The organism is Pseudoalteromonas sp. c7(2019) (assembly GCF_011378625.1).
In the GTDB taxonomy this organism is placed as follows: Bacteria; Pseudomonadota; Gammaproteobacteria; order Enterobacterales; family Alteromonadaceae; genus Pseudoalteromonas; species Pseudoalteromonas arctica.
In genome coordinates this window covers 25,022-51,140 of sequence record NZ_WTKS01000010.1, presented here as the reverse complement: position 1 = coordinate 51,140, position 26,119 = coordinate 25,022, and the positions used below count along the sequence as shown (strand labels likewise).

General features: G+C 39.8%; 26 protein-coding genes. 9 read left to right on the top strand and 17 right to left on the bottom strand.

What is annotated here, in order from left to right; genetic code table 11:
* Nucleotides 1–52: 52 nt before the first annotated feature.
* The 11 genes from moaE to GQR38_RS12455 form a co-directional block, all read right to left on the bottom strand.
* Nucleotides 53–511: a molybdopterin synthase catalytic subunit MoaE gene (moaE, locus tag GQR38_RS12505; protein WP_165721835.1), complete on the bottom strand. Its 459-nt coding sequence runs from the start codon at nt 509–511 to the stop codon at nt 53–55.
* Nucleotides 511–810, bottom strand: a complete 300-nt coding sequence (locus tag GQR38_RS12500) for a MoaD/ThiS family protein (protein WP_165721836.1) — start codon at nt 808–810, stop codon at nt 511–513. The genes moaE and GQR38_RS12500 overlap by 1 nt, the downstream gene beginning before the upstream one ends.
* Nucleotides 788–1,258, bottom strand: coding sequence for a cyclic pyranopterin monophosphate synthase MoaC (gene moaC, locus GQR38_RS12495; RefSeq protein ID WP_007585237.1), 471 nt, complete (start codon nt 1,256–1,258; stop codon nt 788–790). Before moaC ends, GQR38_RS12500 begins: the two co-directional genes overlap by 23 nt.
* A gap of 1 nt (nt 1,259) precedes the next feature.
* The gene (gene moaB, locus GQR38_RS12490; RefSeq protein WP_165721837.1) at nt 1,260–1,799 is read right to left on the bottom strand and encodes a molybdenum cofactor biosynthesis protein B; all 540 of its coding nucleotides are present in this window, start codon (nt 1,797–1,799) and stop codon (nt 1,260–1,262) included.
* Complete coding sequence (locus GQR38_RS12485) at nt 1,796–2,506, bottom strand: molybdenum cofactor guanylyltransferase (protein WP_206006188.1); 711 nt, start codon at nt 2,504–2,506, stop codon at nt 1,796–1,798. The genes moaB and GQR38_RS12485 overlap by 4 nt, the downstream gene beginning before the upstream one ends.
* 1 nt (nt 2,507) lies before the next feature.
* Nucleotides 2,508–3,479 (bottom strand): GTP 3',8-cyclase MoaA, encoded by a 972-nt coding sequence (gene moaA / locus GQR38_RS12480; RefSeq protein ID WP_165721838.1) that lies wholly within the window; start codon nt 3,477–3,479, stop codon nt 2,508–2,510.
* Nucleotides 3,480–3,495: 16 nt separating this feature from the next.
* On the bottom strand, nt 3,496–6,192 hold the full coding sequence (locus tag GQR38_RS12475) for a nitrate reductase (protein ID WP_165721839.1): 2,697 nt from the start codon (nt 6,190–6,192) through the stop codon (nt 3,496–3,498).
* 26 nt (nt 6,193–6,218) lie between these two features.
* The gene (locus GQR38_RS12470) at nt 6,219–7,742 is read right to left on the bottom strand and encodes an FAD-dependent oxidoreductase (RefSeq protein ID WP_165721840.1); all 1,524 of its coding nucleotides are present in this window, start codon (nt 7,740–7,742) and stop codon (nt 6,219–6,221) included.
* A 227-nt stretch (nt 7,743–7,969) separates the two neighbouring features.
* Nucleotides 7,970–9,163, bottom strand: coding sequence for an alginate export family protein (locus tag GQR38_RS12465; RefSeq protein WP_165721841.1), 1,194 nt, complete (start codon nt 9,161–9,163; stop codon nt 7,970–7,972).
* A gap of 9 nt (nt 9,164–9,172) precedes the next feature.
* Nucleotides 9,173–10,915, bottom strand: coding sequence for a bifunctional protein-serine/threonine kinase/phosphatase (locus GQR38_RS12460; RefSeq protein WP_165721842.1), 1,743 nt, complete (start codon nt 10,913–10,915; stop codon nt 9,173–9,175).
* Between the two features lie 13 nt (nt 10,916–10,928).
* A complete protein-coding gene (locus GQR38_RS12455) occupies nt 10,929–12,398 on the bottom strand; it encodes a NarK family nitrate/nitrite MFS transporter (protein ID WP_007585259.1) in 1,470 nt (489 codons plus the stop codon).
* Between the two features lie 288 nt (nt 12,399–12,686).
* On the opposite strand from GQR38_RS12455, the gene moeB reads away from it, so the two are divergent.
* Nucleotides 12,687–13,445, top strand: a complete 759-nt coding sequence (gene moeB, locus GQR38_RS12450; protein WP_024590917.1) for a molybdopterin-synthase adenylyltransferase MoeB — start codon at nt 12,687–12,689, stop codon at nt 13,443–13,445.
* Here the strand turns inward: moeB and GQR38_RS12445 are convergent, their stop codons facing one another.
* Genes GQR38_RS12445 through modA form a run of 3 tightly spaced genes read right to left on the bottom strand, consistent with a single transcriptional unit; the run spans nt 13,446 to nt 15,892 of the window.
* Nucleotides 13,446–14,474, bottom strand: a complete 1,029-nt coding sequence (locus GQR38_RS12445; protein ID WP_165721843.1) for an ATP-binding cassette domain-containing protein — start codon at nt 14,472–14,474, stop codon at nt 13,446–13,448.
* Nucleotide 14,475: 1 nt separating this feature from the next.
* Entirely contained in the window at nt 14,476–15,153 is a 678-nt protein-coding gene (modB, locus tag GQR38_RS12440) for a molybdate ABC transporter permease subunit (protein ID WP_002959821.1), read from the bottom strand.
* Nucleotides 15,140–15,892, bottom strand: a complete 753-nt coding sequence (modA, locus tag GQR38_RS12435) for a molybdate ABC transporter substrate-binding protein (RefSeq protein WP_206006186.1) — start codon at nt 15,890–15,892, stop codon at nt 15,140–15,142. The genes modB and modA overlap by 14 nt, the downstream gene beginning before the upstream one ends.
* Before the next feature lie 45 nt (nt 15,893–15,937).
* Between modA and glp the strand changes: the two genes are divergently transcribed.
* Nucleotides 15,938–17,155 carry a gephyrin-like molybdotransferase Glp gene (gene glp / locus GQR38_RS12430; RefSeq protein ID WP_165721844.1) on the top strand — a complete coding sequence of 406 codons (1,218 nt, stop codon included), beginning with the start codon at nt 15,938–15,940 and terminating at the stop codon, nt 17,153–17,155.
* 53 nt (nt 17,156–17,208) lie between these two features.
* Here glp and GQR38_RS12425 read toward each other — a convergent pair whose 3' ends face one another.
* A complete protein-coding gene (locus GQR38_RS12425; RefSeq protein ID WP_165721845.1) occupies nt 17,209–17,661 on the bottom strand; it encodes a DUF1311 domain-containing protein in 453 nt (150 codons plus the stop codon).
* Between the two features lie 112 nt (nt 17,662–17,773).
* Nucleotides 17,774–19,198 (bottom strand): sodium-dependent transporter, encoded by a 1,425-nt coding sequence (locus GQR38_RS12420; protein ID WP_010552537.1) that lies wholly within the window; start codon nt 19,196–19,198, stop codon nt 17,774–17,776.
* Between the two features lie 189 nt (nt 19,199–19,387).
* Here GQR38_RS12420 and GQR38_RS12415 point away from each other — a divergent pair, with 189 nt between their 5' ends.
* The 6 genes from GQR38_RS12415 to GQR38_RS12390 all read left to right on the top strand — a co-directional run bounded on the left by GQR38_RS12415 (nt 19,388) and on the right by GQR38_RS12390 (nt 23,883).
* Entirely contained in the window at nt 19,388–19,690 is a 303-nt protein-coding gene (locus GQR38_RS12415; RefSeq protein WP_010552536.1) for a YciI family protein, read from the top strand.
* A gap of 162 nt (nt 19,691–19,852) precedes the next feature.
* On the top strand, nt 19,853–20,110 hold the full coding sequence (locus GQR38_RS12410) for a PepSY domain-containing protein (RefSeq protein WP_002959808.1): 258 nt from the start codon (nt 19,853–19,855) through the stop codon (nt 20,108–20,110).
* Between the two features lie 3 nt (nt 20,111–20,113).
* Nucleotides 20,114–20,788 (top strand): response regulator transcription factor, encoded by a 675-nt coding sequence (locus GQR38_RS12405; RefSeq protein ID WP_007375447.1) that lies wholly within the window; start codon nt 20,114–20,116, stop codon nt 20,786–20,788.
* Nucleotides 20,782–22,119: an ATP-binding protein gene (locus GQR38_RS12400; protein WP_010552535.1), complete on the top strand. Its 1,338-nt coding sequence runs from the start codon at nt 20,782–20,784 to the stop codon at nt 22,117–22,119. Before GQR38_RS12405 ends, GQR38_RS12400 begins: the two co-directional genes overlap by 7 nt.
* On the top strand, nt 22,106–22,516 hold the full coding sequence (locus tag GQR38_RS12395) for a hypothetical protein (protein WP_101163078.1): 411 nt from the start codon (nt 22,106–22,108) through the stop codon (nt 22,514–22,516). Before GQR38_RS12400 ends, GQR38_RS12395 begins: the two co-directional genes overlap by 14 nt.
* A gap of 287 nt (nt 22,517–22,803) precedes the next feature.
* Nucleotides 22,804–23,883 carry an FAD-dependent oxidoreductase gene (locus tag GQR38_RS12390; RefSeq protein ID WP_165721846.1) on the top strand — a complete coding sequence of 360 codons (1,080 nt, stop codon included), beginning with the start codon at nt 22,804–22,806 and terminating at the stop codon, nt 23,881–23,883.
* A 69-nt stretch (nt 23,884–23,952) separates the two neighbouring features.
* On the opposite strand, the gene GQR38_RS12385 is transcribed toward GQR38_RS12390, so the two are convergent.
* Nucleotides 23,953–24,990 carry an AI-2E family transporter gene (locus GQR38_RS12385; RefSeq protein WP_007585280.1) on the bottom strand — a complete coding sequence of 346 codons (1,038 nt, stop codon included), beginning with the start codon at nt 24,988–24,990 and terminating at the stop codon, nt 23,953–23,955.
* Between the two features lie 170 nt (nt 24,991–25,160).
* Here GQR38_RS12385 and GQR38_RS12380 point away from each other — a divergent pair, with 170 nt between their 5' ends.
* Nucleotides 25,161–26,051, top strand: a complete 891-nt coding sequence (locus GQR38_RS12380; RefSeq protein ID WP_165721847.1) for a TIGR01777 family oxidoreductase — start codon at nt 25,161–25,163, stop codon at nt 26,049–26,051.
* Nucleotides 26,052–26,119: the final 68 nt, after the last annotated feature.

The following is a 26,119-nucleotide window of genomic DNA, read 5'->3' as shown; positions in this document are numbered from 1 at the left end:
CAAACTGAGAGCTATATAACCTCTGTAGAGCACAAGTAATGAAATATCTGCATCACTCTTCCCATTTACCCAGCGCTTGTTTGTCACTTTGTTTAAACTCAACCCAATTTGATGAGTCTTTAAAGTGCTCTTTCTTCCAAAACGTGGCGTGGTTTTTTAAATAATCCATTATAAATTGTGCACCTTCGAACGCGGCTTGGCGGTGGCGGGAGGTTACGCCAACAAATACAATTTGCTCACCAAGTGCTAAATGACCAACGCGGTGAATAATACATATTCGCGCTAGTTGCCAGCGAGTTTGTGCTTGCTCTGCAATAGATTGAAGAAGTTGCTCGGTCATACCTGGGTAGTGCTCAAGCTCAAGTGCAATAACGTTATCGCCACTGCTGAACTCTCTTACCAAACCTGTAAAGGTGACAACAGCGCCATCGCTTTTATTATTACTACAAAGCATATTGTGCTCGTCACCTACATTAAAATCATCGGTTTGTACTTGAATATGTATGCTCATTACCCACCTGTAACCGGCGGGAAAAAGGCAAGCTCATCCCCGGCTTTCACTATTTCGTCGCTTGATGACATAGTTTGGTTAAGCGCTGCAAGTAGCTCACGCTCCTCCAGCCACGGTTGCCAATGCGGGTATTGGCTAACTAATCTTAATTTAAGCTCTGAAATACTAAGCGGCTGCGTAATCTCAAGGCTTAATTTACTGCACTTCAAGCGCTCTTTTAGTTGCCCAAAAAACAATAACTCTACATTTTGGGCGCTAGATATAGCATCGTTTGGATTAATCTCGCTGCCAACTGCCATTTTTGCCCCCAGCTTTTTGAGTAACGCGCATGCCGCTAATTTCCATTAGTGGGTCGGCTGCTTTACACATATCAAACAAAGTAAGGCTAGCCACAGATACCGCTGTTAACGCTTCCATTTCGACCCCAGTTTTACCGGCAAGTTTGCAGTAGCTGGTTATTTTAATTTGGCTGTTTGCTTCATCAAGTTCAAAATCAACAGCTACTTTAGTAAGTGCAAGCGGATGACAAAGCGGGATTAAATCAGCGCACTTTTTAGCGCCTTGAATACCCGCAATACGTGCCACTCCTAACACATCGCCCTTTTTGTTTTGATTAAGCATTACTTGTTCAAAGGCAAGCTTGCTCATGCTAATAAATGCTTCAGCTGAGGCATCGCGCAGGGTTACGTCTTTGAGCGATACATCAACCATATTAGCTTGGCCGTTTTCGTCTACGTGGCTTAGCATACTATTGCTCACGCGATTCACACTTTTTACCAATGGTAATGTGCGGTACAAAGTTACACGGTTTATGCATTGAGTTAAGTTGATCTTTTATAATGCCTGTCCACGCTGTTTTACATGCGCCTGTAGAGCCTGGCATACAAAAAATAACGGTGTTGTTAGCAAGCCCTGCCAATGCACGAGATTGAATAGTTGAGTTACCAATTTCACCGTACGATATATGTCTAAATAGCTCACCAAAGCCGTCTACGCTTTTATCAAACAACGGCGCAAATGCCTCAGGTGTTGAATCACGTTCAGTAAATCCTGTACCACCAGTCACTAAAATAGCGTGAATGGTGTCATCGGCTATCCACTGCGATGCAATAGCGCGCATTTGGTAAACATCATCTTTTACAATTTCTTTATCCGCTAAGTGATGACCCGCCTCAGTTAGCGCTTTAATTAAGTAATGACCAGAAGTATCGGTAATCGCATCGCGCGTGTCGCTTACTGTAAGCACGGCAATGTTTAAGGCTATTTGTGACTCAGTTGTGTGGCTCATAATGTTTTTCTCAATTGGTTAATGCTTTTGTCAAAATGCTCATTTACAGCTTTAAATTGCGCCGGTGTATTGGTGTTTATTAATGCATGCGCTTTATTACATAAAAGCGTTTGCACACCAATGCTTTGGGTAAACTGTTTTATTGATTTATGACTGTTTGCGTTTGTGAGTATGTGTTTTAAATGATTTTTTACACTGCTTGTATTACGAATATACAGCGGTAGAGGTTCATTTTCAAAGTGCCAAGCATGTATTTGTGACTCATTTAATTGATTGCTCACACTTTGTACGTTATTTGACTGAGAAGCCAGCACTATTGTGTTTAACAAACTACTTGTAAGTAGTGGCATATCTACCGCAGTAATAAGTAAATCGTGCTCGGTGGCTAATAATGTGGAATAAATTCCACCAAGGGGTCCACTATTGGGGTATACATCTTTAACGTACTTTTCTGAGGGATAATCGCTCGGCGAATAATGGTTCAATGATTTGACCGGATTTATAACATTGCGGCTTATTAGTATATTTTTAGCACCTGCGTCTTTTAATAAATCACACGCATTGTGCAATAGTGTTTTATTTTTTAAAACTAAATCGGCTTTGTCTGTGCCCATTCTTGATGACTTACCACCAGCAAGCACAACGCCTGTAAAATCTCGCTTAACTTTCATATTAGCTTTTATATGAGTATTCACATCAGCTCCCATGTTAGCCACCTAACATGGCTAAGTGAGTTGTCGCACCTGTTAAGCGTTTATCTAGCTCATGGCTTATTTCTTTATTGCCCATAGCAGCTCGAATAGCCTTTACGGTTGCTGCAGTATCATCCTCGTTTAGTAGCTCGCGTAAATCTATACCTTGCTCGGCAAACAAGCATAAGTGTAATTTACCCAGTGCCGACACCCTTAAGCGATTACAACTTTTACAAAAGTCTTTACTGTACGGCATTATTAAACCAATACGACCATCGTAATCAGGATGACAAAATTCCTCAGCGGGTCCATTTAATTTTCCCCTAACGACTTGTAACCAACCTTGGTTGAGTAATTGGGCTTTAACCGTTTGCCCACTTAAGTGGTTTTCTTCAAAAAAGGTTGCGCCGTCACCGGTTTCCATTAATTCTATAAAGCGCACTGTAACTTTGTGGTGCTTTACCCACGCTAAAAAATCCTTCAATTGGTTTTTATTAAACTGCTTGGCAAGCACTGCATTTATTTTTATGTCTTTTATGCCCAGCTCTACCGCGCGTTCAATTCCTTTTAAAATAAGGTTAAGTTTGTCGTGCCCTGTTATGAGTTTAAACATACTCGGATTTAAACTATCAATACTGACGTTGAGCGCATCAAGCCCTGCTTCTGCAAATTCATCAATTTTCTTTAATAAATTAAAGCCGTTGGTAGTAATGGCTACTTTTTCTATGCCGGGCGTGTTTTTACAAAGCTTTATAATATCGGTTACGTCGTTTCGTAAGCATGGTTCGCCACCTGTAATACGCACTTTTTTAGTACCTAGCTCTGCAAACGCATTTACTAAGGTGTTTATTTCGTTTTTATTTAAAAAATTACGCGGCGTATCGCACTGATACCCGTTTGGTAAACAATAACTACAACTAAAATTACATACATCGGTTATTGAGAGGCGCAAATAGTTAAACTGCCGACCAAATTGATCATTAAGCATATGCTTCCTTTTTTCTTTACATTACAACCGCAACATTAATACTGTTCGCTTTTTGCGTAGCATGTTGCTTAATTAATTGGCTTAATTGTGTTTTACACGAACCGCAGTTCGTCCCACATTTAAGTTCAGACCCCAATTGCTCGACTGTGTTTGCACCGTTTTTAATGGCGTTTATAATTGGCTGCTCTCTTACTTTAAAGCAGCTACACACTTGCATGCCTTGGGTAAATTCTTCATCGGGGGTTGCATAAAGCAAAGACTGTAACTGTGTAAAGGTCAGTAATGGCTCTGCAAATAAATGGTTTATCCACTCAAGTGATATTTCTTTTTGCTCATTAGAAATAACACCAACAAACGCTAATTGATCGTTTTGAATACACTGCACATGCATGGCTTTTGCCGAATTCATAGCCGACCACTGCCCTTGTAAACCGGTTAAGGTTTGGCAGTAATACAGTAAATCACTTTGTGGCTCATTAAGCGCCAATTGGTAATTAAAGCAATTACTAGCATTAACTTTGAGCCAAAAATCACTGTTTATAACAAGCTCGTTTTTAGCAAACAGCTGCATATATTGCACAAAGGGTGCCTTAACTATATTAACAGCGCCGTGTTTGCACTCAGCCTGACCAGATAGAGGGTCAACTACCGATTGATACAACCCACTTACTGTTGCTGATGACGCAAATTGCTTGTTCCAATGAATAGGCATAAAGCATTCACCTTTTCGCACGGAATCGGTTACTTTTGCATGCGCGGTAACCTGCCCCGTTTGGGCAATCGCACTTATTAAATCGTTTTGCTTAATTGCTAATTTACTGGCATCAAGCGGATTAATTTCAATATACGGGCGTGTAATATGCGATGAAAGCGCAGTGCTTTTACCCGTGCGGCTCATGGTATGCCATTGGTCGCGTATACGTCCTGAGTTCATTACAAACGGATAATCACTTGATGTTTGTTGTACCGGTAATTGAGGCGTTATAGGTATAAAGCGCGCCTTTTTATCAGCGGTGCTAAATTGGTTATCTGTAAAAACCTGACCGTTTTTATAAGGCTGATTTTTAACAACAGGCCACATAATGGGTTTTAAGTTATCGTACTGGCTTTTTGTGAGCCCAACTAAACCAGAGAGGTTTAATAATCGGCTGCCATTATTTTCAAAGTCAGTTAATTGTGCCCATTCTTCAAAAATGCCACTTGGGTCTGTAAAATCAAAACCTTCAAAGCCCATTTTTTTAGCAACATCGCACATAATTTGCCAATCGTTTTTAGCTCCTGCATAAGGCGCTACTAACGGGCGCTGCCTTGATATTCTGCGCTCTGAGTTGGTTACTGTGCCGTTTTTTTCGCCCCATCCGGTTGATGGAAAAGCAACATCGGCAAATTTTAACGTATCACTTTTTGCAATACAGTCAGATACAACTACCAGCTCGCAGGTCTCTAATGCTTTTTTAATAGCGGCGTTATTGGGCAAGCTCACCATTGGGTTTGTAGCCATTATCCACACTGCTTTTATTTTGCCTGCGGCTATTTCATCAAACATATCGATGGCATTGCTGCCTGCTTTTTTAGCGATCGTTGGCGAGAGCCAAAAACGTTGTACAAGTGATTGATGCGCTGCGTTTTCAATATCTAAATGTGCCGCTAACTGATTAGCCAAACCACCTACTTCGCGCCCGCCCATCGCATTGGGTTGCCCAGTAATAGAAAACGGACCGCTACCTGGTTTAAGTAATTTACCTGAGGCTAAATGCGCATTAATAATGGCGTTGCATTTATCTACACCCGAGCTTGACTGATTTATACCCATTGAATAAAAGCTAATCGCACTTGGGCTTTTAGCAAATAGCGCGTAAAACTCAGTTACTTGCTCAATTGCTATATCGCAAAAGTCGCTAACTGCCTCACAGCTCCATTTTGTTGCCTCTTGCAGTGCGCTTTCAAAGCCGTTTGTGTGCTGAGCAATAAATTGCGTATCGAGGTGGTTATGCTTATTTAAATAATTAAGCAAACCGTTATAAAGCGCAGCGTCACTGCCTGGTTTTATATTTAAAAATGTGTCGGCAAGCTCAGCGGTGTCGGTTTTACGCGGATCAATAACCACCACTTTCATATTTGGGTTAAGTTGCTTTGCACGCTCCATTCGCTGATATAAAACCGGGTGAGTCCATGCTGCATTAGAGCCAATTAAAATAAGCAGCTCAGTTTGCTCTAAATCCTCGTAAGTACACGGCACTACGTCTTCACCAAAAGCCCGTTTATAACCTGCCACAGCAGACGACATACACAGGCGCGAATTTGTATCAATATTGCCTGAGCCTATGTAGCCTTTCATTAATTTATTAGCGATGTAGTAATCTTCAGTAAGTAACTGCCCCGATACATAAAAAGCCACCGCATCGGGTCCGTGCTTTTGTATTATGTCGTTAAATTTATTGGCAACATGGTCGGTTGCTTCATCCCACGTGGCTGCTTTATTATTAATGAGGGGCGACGTTAAGCGATTATCACTGCCTGTTGTGTCGAGCAAATGCGTGCCTTTTACACATAAACGACCAAAGTTTGCGGGATGCTCTCGCATGCCTTCAAGCTTGGTTGGCACATTATTAAAAAGTGAAATATCAACACCACACCCTACACCACAGTAAGCACATGTTGTTTGTTTTAAACTCGTTTTATTTATAGTTGGTGACGTGTTTGCGGTTGCCATACTGCTCTCTTTTAGTGTGCTTTAATTTATGCGGGCTGTTTTACAGGCTCATTAAGGGTAACTACGTTAATAGTGTTACTTGCTTTAGCGAGTGCGCTGCTTATTACGTTTTGAACGAGTTTTTCACAACCACCACAGCCTGTACTGGCTTTGGTGCTTTGCTGCACACTTGCCAAATCTATGCAGCCTTTAGCGACTGTTTGTTCAATGGTGTGTTTAGTTACTTTATGACAAGCGCAAATAATGGCGTCATCAGGCAAGTCATCGGCGCTTAGCTCTGCTATGTCGCCAGCAAGGGGCATAATGAGCGCTTCGGGGGCGGTGGTAAGTTCAATGTCGTTTAAATGATATTGCAGTAAATTATCGTAATCGCTGGTATCGCCAACAAGCACGGCGCCAATCAGCTTATTACTTTGTGAATTAGTGACTACTTTTTTATAAATGCCATTGGGTTGGTCTTCAAAGTAATAGCTTATTGCGCCTTCGCTGCGTGCATGTGCATCGCCAATAGAGCCCACTTCAACACCCATTAATTTAAGCTTGGTGCTCATATCGGCACCGCTAAATTCATCGGCTTTATTGTCTAAGCCAGTACTTTGCAAAGTACCTTGCTGCGTATCTTGTAAAATATGCCCAACTGCTATTTTAGCCATAGCGTAACCGGGTGCCACTAAGCCAAAAATAAAGTTATTCCATAGTGCACATTCGCCAATCGCGTATATGTTTTTGTCGCTAGTTTGGCAGTGGTTATTAATAACAATACCGCCGCGCTCACCTATTTCTAAATTAAACTCGCGGGCTAAATTATCATAAGGGCGAATACCCGCCGAAAATACAATCATGTCGGTTTCAAGGGTTTTACCGCCTTTAAAACACATTTTGTAACGGCAGTTCTCACCCTCTACTATTTCCTCGGTTGCTACCGATGTATGCACAGTAACGCCTAAATCTGTAATTTTGTTTTTTAGTAACCGACCGCCACCCGCATCAACTTGTACGCCCATAAGTTGCGGTGCAAATTCTATTACGTGAGTATGCAGACCCAGTTGCTTTAATGCGTTTGCAGCCTCAAGCCCCAGTAAACCGCCACCAATTACCACGCCTACTTTGCTTCCGTGGGCTGAGTTTTTTATTGCGTGTAAATCGTTAATGGTGCGATAAACAAGGCAATGCTCACGATCTTTACCCGGTATAGGAGGTACAAATGGAAATGAACCTGTAGCAAGCACAAGCTTGTCGTATTCAAACGACTCCCCTTTAGCGGTCGTTACAGTTTGCGCATCACGATTTATGTCAACCACTTTAGAATGAGTATGAAAGCGTACTTGCCAATCGTCATAGGTTTTATTGCATGTAAGTGCGAGGTCGTCTGCGGTTTTACCTTTAAAAAAAGACGATAGTTGTACGCGGTCATACGCTAAACGGTCTTCACCGCTGAGTACCGTAATCTCAAATTGCTCATCAGCCTGATTTTGAGAAACTAGCTGCTGCACAAAATGGTGCCCCACCATTCCGTTTCCTACCACTACAACACGCTGCTTGCTTAGCATTTACCCACCTTAAAGTGATACCTATTTTAGTAATTGACTAAAATTGAAATCGAATAATTTGTTATAGGTTTGTTATAGCAATATGTAAGCCAAATATATAAGCATTTAAAATCAGTAAGTTGGCTACATTGGTGCAGAGGTGAAAAGCATAAAGCTCAACAAGATGGTGCAATTGCACCATCTTGTGTCGCTAAAAATTACAAGTAAATATTAGAAGATAAAGAGGATTAAAATTTAGCGCTCATCCATACCCACAATTTTTGAGTATCGACTTTATTAGCTGCAGTATCGCCCGCTGAGTAATCAGCATATTTAACACCCACTGCGTATTGTTTATTAATAGGTTTAACGTATTGTACGTTTAGTTCAGTACCCAAATCGTCAACCCCATTTGATTGCTCATTAGCATCAAAACTGTGATAAGCCACCAGCCATTTTCCGTCAAACGCTTTACCATTTAAGCTTATGTAGGTGTCGTCCAAGCCTTGTGTGGGTGTATTTAAAAATGTATCTGCCCAACCATTAAATTTATGCAGCGTGGCAAGTGGTGTTGCAAAGCCGTAATCGCCATTGTCAGAGCCAAGTGACTCTATGCCGACTTTTAATGTTACTGTTTTAGTGCCCAAACCATTTAAATCCACAGCACCTTCAAGTGCATAGTAATCGGCATCAAAATCACTCACGCTTGTTGACGCAGACTGCGTTGCATACTCCGCTTTGTAATAAAATTTTATGTCGTTTAGGGTTTTATTACCGTTAAAAGAGACGCCATAAGTGTCTAAGCTGTCGTCTTGTAGTGCATCGCCACTTAATAAGTAACTGTATAAAACCACTTTACCGTAGTCTGTTTTAAAGCTTGCATTAATTAGATGATCGGACGATTTAATGTCTTTATCGTCAGCAAATATGCGGTTACGCTTATTTAAATAACTGTATTGTAAATCTATGGTATTAAATGCGTAATTAATGGTTGCTGCGTCAAAGGTTTGCCTGTCTTGGCGCCAACCTACGTGCCCAACAAAACGCTGCCCATCAAGGGCTATTACTTGGCGCCCTACTTTTAGCGATAGACCATCGCGGGAATATTTAACAAAACCTTGGTCAATTTCAGTGTTTTCTGGGTCTGCAATAACAGAATAATTAGTATTTTTCCCCACCGTATTGTTGTAATCATCTACGCCAAATAGGCTGCGAATGTCTTCTACTTCAATAAGGGCTGAAAAACCATTAACCTCATCTGTTTGATGCGTTAAGCGGGTTCTAAGTGTTAAGCCACTTGCATCTTTTAGAGCATTGTTTTGATCAACGCTTTCAAAACGCAGTCTAAAATCAAGATCAGTTTGCGAAGCTTGGCTTATTGAAGGCGCAGTGAAGCAACCCAGTATAAAAATAATAGGTAAGTTGTTCTTATAGTTAAGCATTTTGGTTCTCTAAGTTTTAATTATTAATACACATACCAAAGCAATAAATAAACACAGCGAAATACATTTCCACACCATAACTGGATCGCGTTTCATTATTGAACTTTTATTAGCGGTACTTTCTAAATAAGGATTAGGTTTGTTGATATCGTTTATAAACTCAGAAAAAGCTTGGTATCTGAGCTCTGGTTTAGGGGCAAGCGCCTTCATAAGGGCTTGATCTAACCAAAACGGAATATCGGCTCTGTATTTACGAATACTTGTGTAGTGCCAATGGCTGTAATCTTTTGGCGCTACGTGGTTAAGTGGCAATGGTTTATAAGGCAATTTTGAGCACAATAACTCATATGCAATAACGCCAAGTGAAAACAAATCACTTTTAAAATCGGCGTGCATAGTAATAAGTGTTTCGGGTGCGGTGTAGTCGGCAGTGCCTTGCGGGCAATCATCCGCAATTTGCTTAACCGACTCGTCCATAGCCGCGACACTTACTGTGCCGTAATCTATTAGCGTTACTTTTCCGTGCGCATCTATCATTACATTATCGAGTTTTAAATCGCGATGTACCATATCGAGTCGTTGAAACGCCCTTAGTGCATGTACTATTTGTTCAATAATACTGCGCACTTGGGTTATTTCTGGGTGCGGCACGTCGTGCTTCCAATCACTAAGTGTTTGTCCGTCCATGTACTCACAAATATGATACAAAAAACGACTTTGCGATTGCGTGCTTAGTACTTTCATCACGTTTAAATGGTTTATGCGTTGCCCCACCCAGCCTTCTCTTATAAAGCCTTGAAGGTAGTGCACATCATCTTCAAAATTAACCGAAGGTGCTTTTAAAACCACTGGCGGTATATCGGGCGCTTGTTGCACTAAATAAATGTGCGAGCGACTACTGGCATGCAATTTACGAATAACCGTGTAGTCATCAATTTTTTGTCCAACATTAAGCGCAGGTGGAATTTTGCGTCGTGTTAGCGAATGATAAAGCTCATCTAGTTTTTGCTCAGCAATGTTTTCTACTTTTACCAGTAAGCAACTTACGTTGTCGTCACTGCCTCGCGCTAATGCAAGTTCGGTAATTGCTTTAGCTGCATTTTCTAAATTAGTGTGCTCATTAATTAATTTAGCTATATCACTACTTGGAAGCACATCGTGTACGCCATCACAGGTTAATATATAAATATCGTCTGCTTTTAGGTCAACCTCGTATACATCTATTTCTTGATGAAGTTGTGCGCCAAGTGCACGTGTTAGCGTATCATTTACTTTGTGATCCCGTGTTATTGCCTCTATTTTATTTCCTCGTAGGCGGGTAATACGCGTATCACCTAAGTGAAATATATAACCCGTTGCCGACTTTAAAATAAGTGCTGTAAAAGTGGTCATCCAATCGGCTTGGCGTTGACCAAGGTGATTGTAATTAACTGATTGCGAATAAAGCCACTGATTTAAACTTGCTAACACCTTCGACACTGACTTTTTAACCGCCCAACTTTCGGGGGTATTTAAATACTCATTTATAAAATGAGTAACCGAAAGTTGAGACGCTTGTTTCGCATTTTTTGCTGATGAACACCCATCGGCTAAGCAGGCAATAACGCCTTTAGACTCTTTTTCTTGCGCTTTGGTATTAAGAGCAGCAAACGCATCTTGGTTTTCTGCTTTTAACCCTTTAGCGCTGTGGCCGCCAAATGAAACATTGAGTTCATTTTTTAGCGCTTTAGCGTGGTGTGTTTCATCAAACATAGTCAATAATGCCTTAAGTCACTGAAATAAGTTCAACGGTGCCGTCTTCATTTACTTCGGTAATGTGTCCGTCTGGTTCTTTCATAAAAAACAGTGCGCCTAAGCCAAGTAATGCACTACCCGCAATAATGAAAAAGAAGGTTTGATAATCAACAAGTGATAATGCCGTTAAGTAAACTACTGCACCAACATTACCGTATGCGCCTGTCATACCTGCAATTTGCCCTGTTAAACGACGCTTAATTAGTGGTACTGCGGCAAATACAGCGCCTTCACCAGCTTGCACAAAGAACGAACATGCCATAGCAGCTACTACAGCAAGCCATAAAGGCCACGATGCATCAACCAAGCCCATTACAAAATAACCAACAGCAAGACCCATCGTAAGTACAATAAGTGTTATACGACGACCTAATTTATCTGAAATCCAACCGCCACCAGGGCGAGATGCTAAGTTCATGAATGCGTAAGCAGAGGCTAAAATACCCGCGTACACCATATCAAGCGCAAACACATCCATAAAAAACAGCGGCAACATAGAGACAACCGCAAGCTCAGAACCAAAAGTTGTAAAATATAAAATATTTAAAACAGCCACTTGCTTAAACTCATAACGATGCGACTCAGGTACAGGCTCTTTAAAAATATGACCATTTACGTCAAAGGTTTTATACACTTCGTAAATATAAAGTAGGACTAAAAAAGCATACACAGCAAGTACAAAATTAGCCGAAATTAGGTTAGCACCGGTTGGCGAAAGCTTCCAAGTAAGTAATGCTAATGCGCCGTACATAGGGATTTTCATAATAAGCAGTAATACAAAGTCGCCTTTACTGGTAACTTCCATTGCGCCTACTTTTTTAGGCTTAAAGTATGTACCGCCTTTTGGCGTATCGGTTACATTTAAGTACCAAATAACACCAAATATAACGCTTAATACACCGGTTAAACCTACTGCATAACGCCAGCCATCTTCGCCACCAAACATCAGTGCAATAATTGGCAATAACATAGCCGCTGCTGCTGAACCAAAGTTACCCCAGCCGCCATAAATGCCTTCAGCTATACCCAACTCGTTAGCAGGAAACCATTCACTCACCATTCGAATGCCCACAACAAAGCCTGCACCAATAAAGCCTAAAGCAAAACGCGCTATTGCGGCTTGCTCAAATGTGGTTGCCATAGCAAACATAAAACATGGAATACTACAGCTAATAAGTAGTGCCGCATAAACAATACGGGGACCAAATTTATCGGTTAGCATACCCACCACAACACGCGCTGGAATAGTTAACGCTACATTTAAAATTAGTAATGTTTTAACTTGTGCCATGGTGATCCCAAGTGAACCCGCTATGGCACCTAATAAAGGAGCATGGTTAAACCATACAAAAAATGACACAAAAAAGACCATCCAACTTAGATGCAATACTTTCATTTTTCCGCTAAACGATATTAGGTTAAACCCAGAACTCGGTTGCATGTTTATTTTCCTCGTAAACGTATTATTGTTTTATTAATGCCCCACCCTTTTATATGAGTAGCAGCCCAATGTTTGTTAAATTTAAGTTAACCCGATATAGCAATTACTGAGCCACTAATTAAAAACTATAAATTTCATATGGTTACATGCAACACTTGTTTTTATACGTTATAGTTGCACTATATGAGTGAAGGGCTCTGGGTTGTTAGAGTGCAAATAAAAAGCGTTATTACTTGCTCTTGGATTTAACAACTTGGTATTGTTCAAAAAAAGGTTGAGATTTTAAAAATGCAAAAAACACCGCTAACTTACCAGCAGCAACTGCGCTATTCTCGGCACATTATGCTCCCGCAGCTTGATATAGACGGACAAGAGCGACTATGGCAATCGCATGCTTTAATTATTGGTGTGGGTGGGCTTGGGTGTGCGGTAGGTCAATACTTAGCGGCATCTGGCGTTGGGACGCTTACCTTAGTTGACAACGATGAAATAGACGTGACCAACCTGCAAAGGCAAATACTGTATAAAGAAAGTGATATTGGTAGTTCAAAATGCAGTGCTGCTAAAAAACAGCTTAACGCGCTTAATAGTGAAATAGACATAAACACTATTGAGGCATTTTTTGATGCAAGTACCTCTACAGAACAATTATTTAATAACATTGATATAGTGATTGATTGCTCAGATAACCTAACAACGCGCAATGCACTTAATAGCGCCTGTTTTAAGGCTAAAGTTCCACTGGTGTCAGGCTCTGCAATACGTATGGAAGGACAAGTCGCCTGTTTTACTATGGATGAAAACAGCCATTGTTATGGTTGTTTGTCGCAATTTTTTAGTGAACAAACACAAAGCTGCTCTGAATCCGGCGTACTTTCCCCTATTGTGGGGCTAATAGGCAGCATTCAGGCTACTGAAGCGCTAAAAATGCTTGCTGGTTTGCCAAGTGGTTTAAGCGAGCACTTATTGCTGGTGGATGGTTTAAGCATGGAGTTTAATCGTTTTAAAATAGCTAAAAACAGTCAATGTGCGGTGTGCAGCATTTAGTTATTCTAGATTACTGATTGTTGTATAAAGCACATCGCCCACTTTAAAGTCGTTTTTGTCCCACACTCGTCTTGATACCAAACAATACAATGTTTGCCCATCTACATTAAGCGTTAACTGCCACTTATTATTAATAAGCTCAACCTGAATTAATACCGACTCTAAAACATTGCTATGCGTTGTTTGCTCAGGCTTTAACGCACTAAACGACATTTGCTCACTTTCTATAATTAGCTTATTACTGCTATCTACAAGTGCAGGAAGCACAAAAAGCGGCTGCTCACTTTGCTGTAATTGTAGTTGATATAGCCCGTAGTCTTCATCAAATTTAACCACGTCGTAATTAATTAAGCTCAGCGGTGTTTGTCTATCGTTTGCATAAATAGCCTTTGCAACGTGTGCACTTGCACCTTGGTTTATCACCTTACCTTTATCAAGCTGAATAAGGGTATCGCAGCAAAATAGCAGCTCTTTTAATGAGTGACTTACTATTATAAATTTAATATTAAACTTAACTGCAAACTCGCTAAGTTTAGTGAGTGTTTTAAAACGCAATGACCAATCAAGCGCGCTAAAAGGCTCATCAAGCATTATAAATTTTTGACCGGCAAGCAAAGTGCGCGCAAATACTACACGTTGGCGTTCGCCACCCGATAAGCTTTGTACATCACGGTTTAGTAAGTCTTGTAATTCAAGTGTTTTAACAACGTATTCTAGCGTTAAGCTTGTTTGCTTATTCCCGCAGTGTTTTTGTGTAAACGCTAAATTACCTGCCACATCTAAATGAGGAAACAACGGGCAAGATTGCAACTGAAGCGTAATACCGCGTTTATCGCTTGGCAACTCATGCACTGGCTGATTGTTTACATAAACACTTTTTGCAGGCTCTAAACCGCTAATACAACGCAGTAATGTTGACTTACCCGAACCGGAAGGTCCGTAAACACCCAATACATTAAACGACTCAAGCTCAAGGTTTATATCTAAATCAAAATTATTGAGTGCTTTAAAAAGGCTTAACTTAATCATGTTATTGCTTAACCCCTACAATGCTTTTATTAAACTTAAATAACAGCACTAAACAGGCAAACGAAATAGCCAGTAAAATAAGTGAAAGCTGATGCGCCGCCGTATAATTTAACGATTCAACATGGTCATAAAGCGCAATAGACACCACCTGTGTTTGCCCCTGAATATTACCGCCAATCATTAATACCAAACCAAACTCACCCAATGTGTGCGCAAAGCCTAAAGCAAATGCGCTACCAATACTGGGTTTTAAAAGCGGAATAATTAAATGTACAAAGCGTTTAAACGGGCTTAATCCAAGCGCAATGGCAGCTTCGTTATAGGTTTGATTAATATGCTTAAACCCAGCCACAAGCGGCTGCATTACAAAAGGCAGCGAATAAAAAAGCGAGCCAATAACCACGCCCTGAAAACTAAACGCAAGCTGAGTACCCGTTAGCCAAAACCAAAACTGCCCAAAAGCGTGATCAGGCGAAAACAAAACAAGTAAGTAAAACCCTAACAACGTAGGCGGCAGCACTAAAGGCATTGCAATTAATGCCTCTAAAAATGGTTTAAATTTACCGTTATAGCCAGCAAGCTTGTAAGCCAGTGGAATACAAAAAACAAGAAGGAGCACTGCGGTTATAAAGGCAAGTTTTATAGTTAACCACAGCGCGGTTAAATCACTTTGAAGCATTGTTGTCCTTTATTCTGTAACCTAATTCAATTAACTGTTGCTGCGTAGCCTCTGCCATTAGAAATTGCATGAGTTGCTTAGCGCTAGCACGCTTTTTAGTCGAGCTAATAATAACGCCTTGTTGAATTATATCGGGATATTGATTTATAGGCAGCACGGTGTAATCTAAATATTTTTGATCTTGCGTGTTACTGTAAGCTGCCTTTAGTGATGAAACAGCCACCAGCCCTATTCCTACATTACCACTTTCAACAAACTGAAATGCATGCGTAATATTATTACCGTACACATAATTTACTGGCTTTTTAAAATGGTTATTCGCGTAGTGCTCTGAGGCACGCCCGTATGGTGAAAAACGCGGATTAGCAATGGCTACTTTATCATTTACTTTTTCAGCTTTGGGTTGCCACAAAGCAAGTTCGCCTAACGCGTAAGTGATTAAGCTGCTTTGCTCGGCATAGCCTTCTTTAATAAGTGATTGCGGTCGAAAATCGTCGGCCGATAAAAACACATCAAATGGTGCGCCATGCACTATTTGCGAATATAAAACACCGCTAGAAGCGGCTGATATTTTCACTTCAACATTAGGTAATGGGGATTTTTTTAGTAGGGTTTGCAATACAGTTTTAAAATTACTCGCTACGGCTACTTGCAGCGTTTCTTTTGCGTTTACGCCGCACGAAAGCATGCATGCGATAAGCAAAAAATAACCCAACCATGTATTGTAAAGCTTTGACATTATAAGTATTGTTTCAAAATAAAATGATTTAAGTAAGCAATATATATGAACGATGTTTGCAATGCACCCGGTTTATTGCCAATTGAAACTGCAATACAAAATATACTTGGCTCAATAACGCCAGTTAAAGACGTTGAAACCATCACTATAATGCAAAGCGTTGATCGCGTTTTAGCAAGCGATGTTAAATCAACTATAAACGTACCAGCTCATAACAACTCTGCAATGGATGGCTATGCGCTGTGTATTTCAGATAAAAGCTTAACCTACACACAAGTAGGTAGTGTGTTTGCAGGTCAAGTTTTTGAAGGAACACTTACCCCTGGTCAATGCGTAAGAATAATGACCGGCGCTGCCATTGCACCTGGCGCTAACGGCGTTGTAATGCAAGAAAACGCCTCGGTTGATGGCGATAAAATTACGTTTACTGCGCAACCTGAGCTAAATGAAAACGTGCGTTTTGCTGGCGAAGATATTGCTATAGACGACGTTATTTTAAAAGCAGGCGATAAATTAAAAGCCGTTGATGTGGGGTTACTTGCATCTTTGGGAATTGCCAATATAGACGTGGTAAGAACCTTAAAAATAGCCGTGCTTTCTACCGGCGATGAGCTAATAGAACCTGGTCAGCCGCTTAAGCAAGGCGCTATTTTTGAAAGCAACCGCGCTGTTATTATTAGTGCGCTGCAACAAAAAAATATAGACGTGATTGATTTAGGAATTATTCCTGATGACAAAGAACTCATCACTAATGCATTTTTAAAAGCGAACGAACTTGCCGATGCCGTAATAAGCTCAGGCGGTGTATCGGTTGGTGAAGCCGACTTTACTAAAGAAGTGCTCAACGAAATTGGCGAAATTCACTTTTGGAAAATAGCCATGAAACCAGGCAAACCTTTTGCCTTTGGTAAACTAAGTAACAGTTACTTTTTTGGCTTGCCAGGTAACCCTGTGTCGGCTGCAGTTACGTTTAATCAGTTAGTAGAGCCGGCACTGCAAAAGCTGTCGGGTCTTGGTGAAGTAAACCCTAAAATGCGTTTTAACGCTGTTACTACATCCGTTATTAAAAAGCGCCCTGGCAGAGCTGATTTTCAGCGCGGTACAGCAACAATTAACGAGCAAGGTGACTTGGTGGTTGCCCCGTTTAATAAACAGGGCTCGGGTGTACTTTCGTCGCTTAGTAAAGCTAACTGCTTAATTGTAGTGCCAGCACAAAGCGGCAATATCGAAAAAGGCGCAACAGTAAGTATTGAGTTGCTATAAAGCCTAAAATGCTACAGCTAACTGTATAATTTAGCTGTAGCGCTATGTAGGTCTTAAAATATTTTTATATTTAATGTTTGAATTAAACAATTTAACTTTTCGCTGTGTCCTACAAACTCTTCTTTGCTCAATCTATTAACACACTTTAGCGCATTTTTAGTCGCAAAGTATCTATCATAACTTAGGCTTCTTTCGCATTTAACACTATACGTTGAGGGCCAAGAGCCACCGGCCCCCGTTGCTATGCCAACAACGTTACATGTAGCATCTATATACTGCTCCCATGCTTTTATTTGTGCTTTAACTGCATCTACTTGGTAATCATCAGTTAGTTGCGGGTAAATTTCATCCATCATTTTACTGATTTTAGTTTTGTATCTATTGCCCTCTAAATTATAAGTATTGCCGGTGTGCATTGCACCGCCTTCTGGCCAACCATCAGCGCTTTGTGCAAATGCGCCAAATGATGAAATAGCAAAAGCAAACCCAATAATAATTTTATTCATTTTAAATCCTTTTAATAGTTACCAGATACCTGTAAAAAAACGCCTATAAAAAATGCCGCTAAGCTTAACTGAGCGGCATTTTATTATTCAATAAGCTTTTAAAGAGGTCTATTTAAAAACCAAATATTTTTAAATCAAAAAACTTAGTCGCCACTGTATTTATAAATATCACAGCTAGAATGACAGGAATAAACGTTGAAAGTGAAAAGTTAACGTACTTTTCCATCAAGCTTCCCGCATAATTAGGCGAACCTAAGCTTAGCTCTTGTGTTAAGCGTGCTTTTTTCCAGCGGTACATTACAAACAAACACACCATTAAGCCATTAAGCGGTAAAATTGTGTCGTAAAATACATCAACAATAATATCAAAAAAGCTCTTATTAACGCCGCCATAACTGGTGAACGAAGTAAGGCTGTCAATCATACCAAACGACATTGTACATAAAATAGTAAGTACACCGGTTGAAAGTGTAAGGATGCCCAATGCTTTTTTACGGCTAATACCTTTACGGTCACTTAGTGTTGCTGTCGGTACTTCTACTATTGAAACAAGTGAAGTAATCGCTGCAAAAAATACTAATAAAAAGAATGAGAACGCAACAATAGACGCACCTACATAACCAATATCATTTTGCAGTGCTAATAATATTTTAGGTAGGTATACAAAAATCATTGATACAGACGAGTCAGAAAGTGCTGATGGGTCTGTGTTTGGATCAAAGCTAAATATAGCGGGCAACACCATTAGGCCCGCTACAAACGCAACGAGTGAGTCTGTAATAGCGACCATTTTAGCGCTACTTACAATGTCATCCTTTTTAGAAATGTACGACGCGTAAGTCATTAATATACCCATACCCAGCGATAGCGAGAAAAACGCTTGGCTTAATGCGCCATTAAGTACACTTGCACTCATCTTAGAAAAATCAGGAATAATGTAGTATTTAACACCGGCCATTGCGTTATCAAGCGTTAATACATAAGTAACTAAAGCAAGTAGCATGAAAAGTAAGGCTGGCATTAAAAATTTAGCGGCTTTTTCTATGCCTTGTTTAACACCCCCTAACAAAATTAAGTTAACAATAATAACCACAACGGCCATATAGCCAAACACAGTGTAACTATTAATAAAAACACCAAAGTGGCCAGGATCTGCAAGTAAATCTAAATTACCGAGGCCTGTTTGCGTTAAGTAACCAAAAATCCAAACCGTAATTACCATATAAAACACAGCAATCATAAATGGTGTAAGCACCGCTAAAAAACCTGCTAGCTTCCATTTTTTATCGTTATTAGATAATAGCTTGTACGAACCAAGTGGATCTTTTTGAGCATTACGACCCATTGCCATTTCAGCCATCATGACTGGTAAACAAATAAATACGACAAATAAAGCGTAAATTAATAAGAATGCGCCACCACCATTTTTGGTAGCAGAAACCGGAAAACCAACTAAATTGCCAATACCAACAGCCGAACCTGCCGCTGCCATTATGAATCCGAGACGGGAACTAAATCGTTCTCTATTTTCGCTCATGCATAAAACCTTTTTATTATTTTGTATATTTCAGCGACTCTACCAGTGTTACACAGAGATTTTCAAGCAATTACAGCTTAAAAATAAAATCGAAGTGTAAACCTGTGTAAATACGCTTTTAATTCACCAATTTTCAACGCTGTGGTAGTATTGCGTTAATCAAATTTAACAATTTTTATGAGATTCCTTATGTTGTACATGATTCACTCAACAGACGTTGAAAACAGCTTAGAGCTTAGAAAAGCAGCACGCCCGGCACATTTAGCACGCCTTAGTGAGCTTGATTCACAAAACCGTTTATTAACTGCGGGTCCATTTCCGGCAGTCGATAGTGAAGATCCTCAAGAAGCAGGTTTTACCGGTTCATTAGTTGTTGCTGAGTTTGAGTCAATAGAAGCAGCTCGAGAGTGGGCAGCAGCTGACCCTTACGTTGCCGCTGGCATCTATGAAAATACAATTGTTAAACCTTTCAAAAAAGTGTTCCCTGCTTAAAAGTGTATTAAACCCTAAGAGCGTGTGTTGCACTGTAATTCAGGGTTTGTTCACAAGATTTTAATTAAAATTACTGAGATAAAAGCGAATTTAGCGTTTTTACTTGAATTTTAGTAACTTAGTTAATTAAACTAAGTGGGTCTGGTCTAGGAGTTTTCCATTATGCGCGTATTATTAAGCCTCGGTTTTATTGCTTGTGTTAGCTTAGCTAACTTTGCTCAAGCAGCGACGGCCACCCAAGCATCTCATGCTGAGGTGGACAAAAAGAAAGCCGTAATACTTGCAAAGAAAACAATAGGCGGTAAGACCTTAAAAATTACCGAAAAAACAGATTTTTATACCGTACGAATACTCAAATCTGACGGCCACGTCGTTGATTTACATATAAATAAAAAAACCGGCGAAGTGAAAAAGGATTAACAAATGCGAATTTTAGTTATTGAAGACGATTTACATTTAGCAGATAACCTACGTAATGCTTTAGAAAAAGAACGTTACAGCGTGGATTTATGTCACGATGGTGAAGCAGGTCTTTTCCACATTACAGAATACCCGCTTGATATGGCCGTAGTTGATTTAGGTTTACCTAAAATAGACGGTATTGAGCTAATCAATAAAGCACGAGCACAAGGCATTACTATCCCTATTTTAATCTTAACAGCGCGCGATCGCTGGCAGGATAAAGTAGAAGGTTTAGATGCAGGTGCAGATGACTACCTTACAAAACCATTTCATGTTGAAGAACTTATTGCACGTTGTAATGCATTAATCCGCCGTAGTGCTGGTAAAGCAAATCCAGAAATGACTGCGGGTCCAATTAAAATTCATACACGTTCACAACAAGTATGGGTTGATGATAAAGAACTTAGCCTTACAGCTTACGAATATAAAGTACTTGAATACTTAATGGTAAATCCGCAAAAAGTAATTTCTAAATCAGAACTTACTGAGCATATTTACGACCAAGATTTTGACCTTGATTCAAACGTAATTGAAGTATTTGTACTACGTTTGCGTAAAAAGCTTGACCCTGAAGGCGTACTAAACCCAGTAGAGACACTACGTGGGCGTGGTTACAGGCTTAAAAGCCAGTGGTAATACCGCAAATATCGTTAAAAATAAGGCAAGGATTTATCCTTGTCTTTGTTTTATTAGTCGCACTCCCTATCTTATTTTATTCAATTGGCAAAGCGTATTACGCTTCACTGGTTGATGCGACAGAAAAAACCCTCGAGGCACAGCTCTACTCGCTAATATCTGAAGTCGACTTTACTGAGCATGGTATTATTATGCCCAGCACTATTTTAGCGCCTGAGTTAAACAGATTAAATTCAGACACCTACGCAATGATTTACCGCGATGATGACCCTGTTTGGAACTCAGAATCGGCTGTAAATTTAAACTATGTACCTCAACAAATAGAGACCAAAGCCGGTGCCGCCGACTTTAGGCGTGTGGAGTATAATAATACCGCGTACTGGCAACTTAGCCTGACTGTAATTTTAAACAACATAGATCAATCAGAACAAGCTCGCTTTATATTAGTCAAACGTAACGACGCTCTACTTCGTATAATGGATGGCTTTAAGCAAACCCTAGTAGATTGGATGTTTATCATGGGGATTGCAATTGCAGGCCTAATGGCGATTGGTTTCATTTGGAGCGCTCGCCCACTCCAACGACTCGATAAAGAAATAAAAGCGATTGAATCGGGTGATATTCAAGAAATTAAAGGCCTCTACCCTGTAGAGCTGCAAACAATAAAAGCAGACCTAAACTTGCTACTTGAGTCGCAACAGCGCCAAAAAGAGCGCTATAGAGCCTCATTGAGCGACCTTGCTCATGCACTTAAAACACCGCTTGCAGTACTTAAATCAAGTCCATTGGCAAACGATGCAGATGCACAAGAACAACTCGACCGAATTAATGTGATGATCGAGCACCAATTAAAGCGTGCTGCAACCGGTGCATCAGACACGTGGAAAAAGCAAACACCTATTAAGCCAGTACTCGATTCAATACTCAGTGCTATGGCAAAAGTATACCGTGATAAAGATATTATTTTTACCTGCACCGTAACCGAAAAAGATTACTTTTTAGGTGACCAAACAGATTTAATGGAATTACTCGGTAACTTGATTGATAACGCCTGTAAAGCGTGCCGCTCGCAAGTAGAAATACAAGTAATCCAAAGTAAAACTCTGTGTATTGGAATTAGCGATGATGGCCCTGGTGTGCCAGAGGATAAACGTGAATCTTTACTTACACGTGGTACTCGCCTCGATACATACGAAAGCGGACACGGCGTAGGCATGGCGATTGTATCTGATTTAGTTAAGTCGTATAACGGGACGCTTACCATTACCGATGCTGATAACTTAGCCGGCGCTCAATTTATCTTAGAGTTTAATTACAATGACAAAAAGTAACTATTTATTAAAACTAACTGCCATTGTGCTATTAGCTACAAGCCAGTACAGCTTTGCAAATGAAGCATGTACTTTAGCCGCTAAAGCAACAACCGATGAAGCTAAGCGGTATATTCAATGCCTAGATAGCCAGATTGATAAAGCAAAGCAAGCACAAGGCAGTTGGATACAAAAGCGCAAATATGAGCTAACTAAATCACAAGAAAGCACAGGTAATACGCAAGTACTGCCGTTATTTATGCGCAGCATTAAAAATAACGAAAAGTACCTTGAGAGCGCCTGCCAATGGCGTTACTTAATAAAACTTCCTAATGCGACAACAGCGGCCATTAGCTATAAACTCTGTGAAATAGAGCTTATAAATCAATTTACAGAATCACTAAAACACCCATTTTAACGTAACTTAAAGCACACTAAACTAGTTATACCAACCTGCATAAATCTTTGATCAATTTAACGAATTAAATTGCACTATAACGTCGTTAAAAATTTTTTATTTAGAACAACTAGATACAAAAATTTTTGCCTAGTTCTAGCGTAATTTTCTTAACGTTAAATAGACCTCGTATATAAGCAGATTGGTATTACGTTTCACTACTCGTTCCCTTTAGCCTACTTGACAATTTATTCATATCAAAACAAACTACCTACTAGTAGATTGCTAAATAGCTAATAGGTAAACAAATGACTAAACCAGTAATAATTATAGGTGGCGGACTGGCCGGCTTATACAGTGCGTATAAATTACAACTGCTTAATATTGAGTACTTATTACTGGAAGCTAAATCGCAATTAGGCGGCCGAATTTTTGCTGCGCAATCACCAATAAATAACGATGTTAGTTTTGATTTGGGTCCTACGTGGATATTTCCTCACCAACCAAAAATCCAAGCTTTAGTAAAGTCACTCCACTTAAGTATATTTGAGCAATACAACAAAGGTGATGTGTTATATCAAGCACCTAACTCCAAGCAGCCTCAACAAATTGCAGGTGCTGGAGATATGCAGTTATTTAGGCTTAAGCACGGCATGAATACCTTAATAACTGCCTTATACGAGCAACTTAACCCTGATTCAGTGTTATTAGAACACAATGTCACTGAGCTTAAAAAAGGTGATAATAACTGGCAAATTACAGTTAATCACTTAGGTAATATAAAGCACTTTACTACTGAAAAACTAATTTCAGCTATTCCTGCTCGTATGGTTACAACACACTTAACACCTGAACTATGGGCTACTCCAACGCTCATAAACCGCCTTAGTAGTGTACCTACATGGATGGCAGGACAAGCCAAATTTATAGCTACTTTTGAACATGCACTTTGGCGTGATAAAAACTTATCAGGGCAATGCTTTAGTCGCGTAGGCCCAATGGTCGAAATTCACGATGCCAGTGCTGAAGATGGCAATTACGCCGCATTATTTGGCTTTATAGGTGTGCCCTACTTATCACGAAACCAAGTAACTAAAGAGCAATTAATTCAAGCCTGTGCCCAGCAGCTTAGCTACTTTTATGGTAAAGATGCTGAAAAGGCAACGGGGTATTTTATCAAAGACTGGGCAGACGATAAGTTTGTAGCTAATAGAGACGATCAAACTCAACCTTCGCAGCACCCAGAATTTGATTTTTCAGGCTTAGGTGAGGAAATAAGTAACCTCAATATTCATTTTGTAGCGAGTGAGTTTGCAAAACAAGAAGCAGGATATTTAGAAGGCGCAATAAACGCGGTGGATGACGCTATTAAATTGTTTGTTAATTAATAGCCCTGTATTTACTGATAACTTAACCATCAAGGGCTTTAATTTTACAGCCCTTGATAGTTATAGATGTTAGTTATTTTTAGCAACGTCTTCGCCACTGCCTAGTAGAGTGGCAACCCACTTACCTTCAGCACTGGCTTCTAAGCCTATTTTTACAATCATAGTTAAGGGCACAGATAAAAGCATACCCACAGTACCTAATAACCAGCCCCAAAATATTAATGATAAAAATACCACTAGCGTTGAAAGACCCAGCCCTTTGCCCAAAAACTTAGGCTCTACAATATTGCCCATCACCGTATTTATTGTTAAATAACCTGCAGCAACCAATCCCGCAATTAACGGACCTTGAGTAATAAGCGCAAGTAATACAGCCGGTACAGCCGCAATAATTGACCCAATATTAGGAATGTAATTGAACATAAATGCCAATACCCCCCACAGCACAAAGTAGTCAACGTCTAAAATCCATAAGTAAAACGCAGCAATAATACCCGTACCTAAACTTACTAGTGTTTTAATTGCCAGATATGAATTAATAGACTCTAAAAAGCGGTCAATTTGCTTCATTTTGCTATCGGGATCTTCAAGTGCCATGTGTATTTTTTTGCTCAGCATTGGCCCTTCAAACAACATAAAAACAACGGTTAAAATAATTAAAAACATGTTTGCCATTACGCCACCTAAACCGGTGAGCATATTAGTGGCTACATCAACCATTTTACCTGGGTCGAACATATTGATTAACTGTTCTTTATTAATCAGTATGTTGTATTGAGATGCTAAATCTACAAGCCATACAAATTCTTCTTTGAGTTGTGTTTTATACTCAGGAAGTTGCTGCGAAAAATCGTTTATTGATTGCCCTACAAGCCCGCCAAGGCTTACACCTAAGCCAACTATAATAAGCACTACCAACATAACAGCAATACCTTTAGGAATTCGGTAGCGCGCAAAAAACTTGATAAGCGGATTACAAATAATGGCAATAAACGCCGCCAAAATAAACGGAATAATAATTACACTTGCCGCTTTTATCCCCGCGAGTACGACCACTAAGGAAGCAAAAACTATTAAGCTTTTATTTACTCCAGTTAAACTTGCCAATTTATTAACCCTTTTATTAATGATATGGCTTTAGTGTAAGGCAAAAGGTAATTAAATGAAATAATTACGAAGTGATCATAAAAGCCTGTTTTACGTATAAATTTGCAAAGCTGTTTGCTAGCGAGTATGTTTTTTAATCACTTGCTACTATTTTATTGTAAGGATTAATAATGCATATATTTATTACTGGCGCGACGGGATTAATTGGTAAGCACTTATGCCCTTTTTTACTTCATCATAATACTGTTTCTGTGCTTAGCCGAAATCCGACTAAAGCAAACGTATTATTAGGCCATAAAGTTAAAGCCGTAAGCAATGTCAATGCAGTAGATTTTAACACTGTTGATATTGTTATTAATCTAGCTGGCGAACCTATTGTAAATAAACGCTGGAGCGACAAACAAAAGCAAATAATACGCGACAGCCGTATTGGTGTTACACAACAAATTAGTGAAGCTATTAAAGCTTGTAGCACTGCCCCGCATACTTATATATCTGGAAGCGCCGTTGGATTTTATGGTCGACAAAATAGTAACCCTATTGATGAAACTTTTGAAAACCCACACGACGAATTTAGCCACCAGCTTTGTAAAGACTGGGAAAATGCAGCGCTACTCGCGCAATCAGAACACACCAGAGTGTGCCTTTTGCGCACGGGTATTGTTTTAGCTAAAAAAGGTGGAGCATTAAGTAAAATGCTACCCGCTTTTAAATTGTGTTTAGGCGGCCCAATTGGTAATGGCGAGCAAGGAATGTCGTGGATACACATCGACGATATGATTCAGCTAATACTTTTTATTATTAAGCATCCAGAAATATCTGGCCCTGTTAACGCAACAGCACCAAACCCTGTAAGCAATGCTCAATTTAGTAAAAGCTTAGGCGAAGCGCTCTCTCGACCTGCATTTATTCCTATGCCTACTGCAGCACTTAAACTATTAATGGGTGAAATGTCAGACTTACTAACAACGGGGCAATTTGTAGTCCCTAAAAAAGCACTCGTTCATAATTATCGTTTTCATCATCCTGATATTAAATCGGCTTTAGAGAGTTTGGTTTAGCGGGCGTTAATAATTCTTGAGGTAAAATATGAAAATTGAAAAAGCAATCCTTTTAACTGAATTGACCT

Excerpts from the sequence above, each read along its gene's own strand:
- GQR38_RS12470 (WP_165721840.1), bottom strand. The coding sequence starts at position 7,742 with ATGCTAAGCAAGCAGCGTGTTGTAGTGGTAGGAAACGGAATGGTGGGG.
- modA (WP_206006186.1), bottom strand. The coding sequence starts at position 15,892 with ATGTCAAAGCTTTACAATACATGGTTGGGTTATTTTTTGCTTATCGCA.
- GQR38_RS12395 (WP_101163078.1), top strand. The coding sequence starts at position 22,106 with ATGACAAAAAGTAACTATTTATTAAAACTAACTGCCATTGTGCTATTA.
- modB (WP_002959821.1), bottom strand. The coding sequence starts at position 15,153 with ATGCTTCAAAGTGATTTAACCGCGCTGTGGTTAACTATAAAACTTGCC.
- GQR38_RS12380 (WP_165721847.1), top strand. The coding sequence starts at position 25,161 with ATGCATATATTTATTACTGGCGCGACGGGATTAATTGGTAAGCACTTA.
- GQR38_RS12415 (WP_010552536.1), top strand. The coding sequence starts at position 19,388 with ATGTTGTACATGATTCACTCAACAGACGTTGAAAACAGCTTAGAGCTT.
- GQR38_RS12460 (WP_165721842.1), bottom strand. The coding sequence starts at position 10,915 with ATGTTTGATGAAACACACCACGCTAAAGCGCTAAAAAATGAACTCAAT.
- glp (WP_165721844.1), top strand. The coding sequence starts at position 15,938 with ATGAACGATGTTTGCAATGCACCCGGTTTATTGCCAATTGAAACTGCA.
- GQR38_RS12390 (WP_165721846.1), top strand. The coding sequence starts at position 22,804 with ATGACTAAACCAGTAATAATTATAGGTGGCGGACTGGCCGGCTTATAC.
- GQR38_RS12425 (WP_165721845.1), bottom strand. The coding sequence starts at position 17,661 with ATGAATAAAATTATTATTGGGTTTGCTTTTGCTATTTCATCATTTGGC.
- GQR38_RS12465 (WP_165721841.1), bottom strand. The coding sequence starts at position 9,163 with ATGCTTAACTATAAGAACAACTTACCTATTATTTTTATACTGGGTTGC.
- moaE (WP_165721835.1), bottom strand. The coding sequence starts at position 511 with ATGAGCATACATATTCAAGTACAAACCGATGATTTTAATGTAGGTGAC.
- GQR38_RS12455 (WP_007585259.1), bottom strand. The coding sequence starts at position 12,398 with ATGCAACCGAGTTCTGGGTTTAACCTAATATCGTTTAGCGGAAAAATG.
- GQR38_RS12420 (WP_010552537.1), bottom strand. The coding sequence starts at position 19,198 with ATGAGCGAAAATAGAGAACGATTTAGTTCCCGTCTCGGATTCATAATG.
- GQR38_RS12405 (WP_007375447.1), top strand. The coding sequence starts at position 20,114 with ATGCGAATTTTAGTTATTGAAGACGATTTACATTTAGCAGATAACCTA.
- GQR38_RS12445 (WP_165721843.1), bottom strand. The coding sequence starts at position 14,474 with ATGATTAAGTTAAGCCTTTTTAAAGCACTCAATAATTTTGATTTAGAT.
- moaC (WP_007585237.1), bottom strand. The coding sequence starts at position 1,258 with ATGCTAAGCCACGTAGACGAAAACGGCCAAGCTAATATGGTTGATGTA.
- GQR38_RS12500 (WP_165721836.1), bottom strand. The coding sequence starts at position 810 with ATGGCAGTTGGCAGCGAGATTAATCCAAACGATGCTATATCTAGCGCC.
- moaA (WP_165721838.1), bottom strand. The coding sequence starts at position 3,479 with ATGCTTAATGATCAATTTGGTCGGCAGTTTAACTATTTGCGCCTCTCA.
- GQR38_RS12410 (WP_002959808.1), top strand. The coding sequence starts at position 19,853 with ATGCGCGTATTATTAAGCCTCGGTTTTATTGCTTGTGTTAGCTTAGCT.
- GQR38_RS12475 (WP_165721839.1), bottom strand. The coding sequence starts at position 6,192 with ATGGCAACCGCAAACACGTCACCAACTATAAATAAAACGAGTTTAAAA.
- moaB (WP_165721837.1), bottom strand. The coding sequence starts at position 1,799 with ATGAGCCACACAACTGAGTCACAAATAGCCTTAAACATTGCCGTGCTT.
- moeB (WP_024590917.1), top strand. The coding sequence starts at position 12,687 with ATGCAAAAAACACCGCTAACTTACCAGCAGCAACTGCGCTATTCTCGG.
- GQR38_RS12485 (WP_206006188.1), bottom strand. The coding sequence starts at position 2,506 with ATGGGAGCTGATGTGAATACTCATATAAAAGCTAATATGAAAGTTAAG.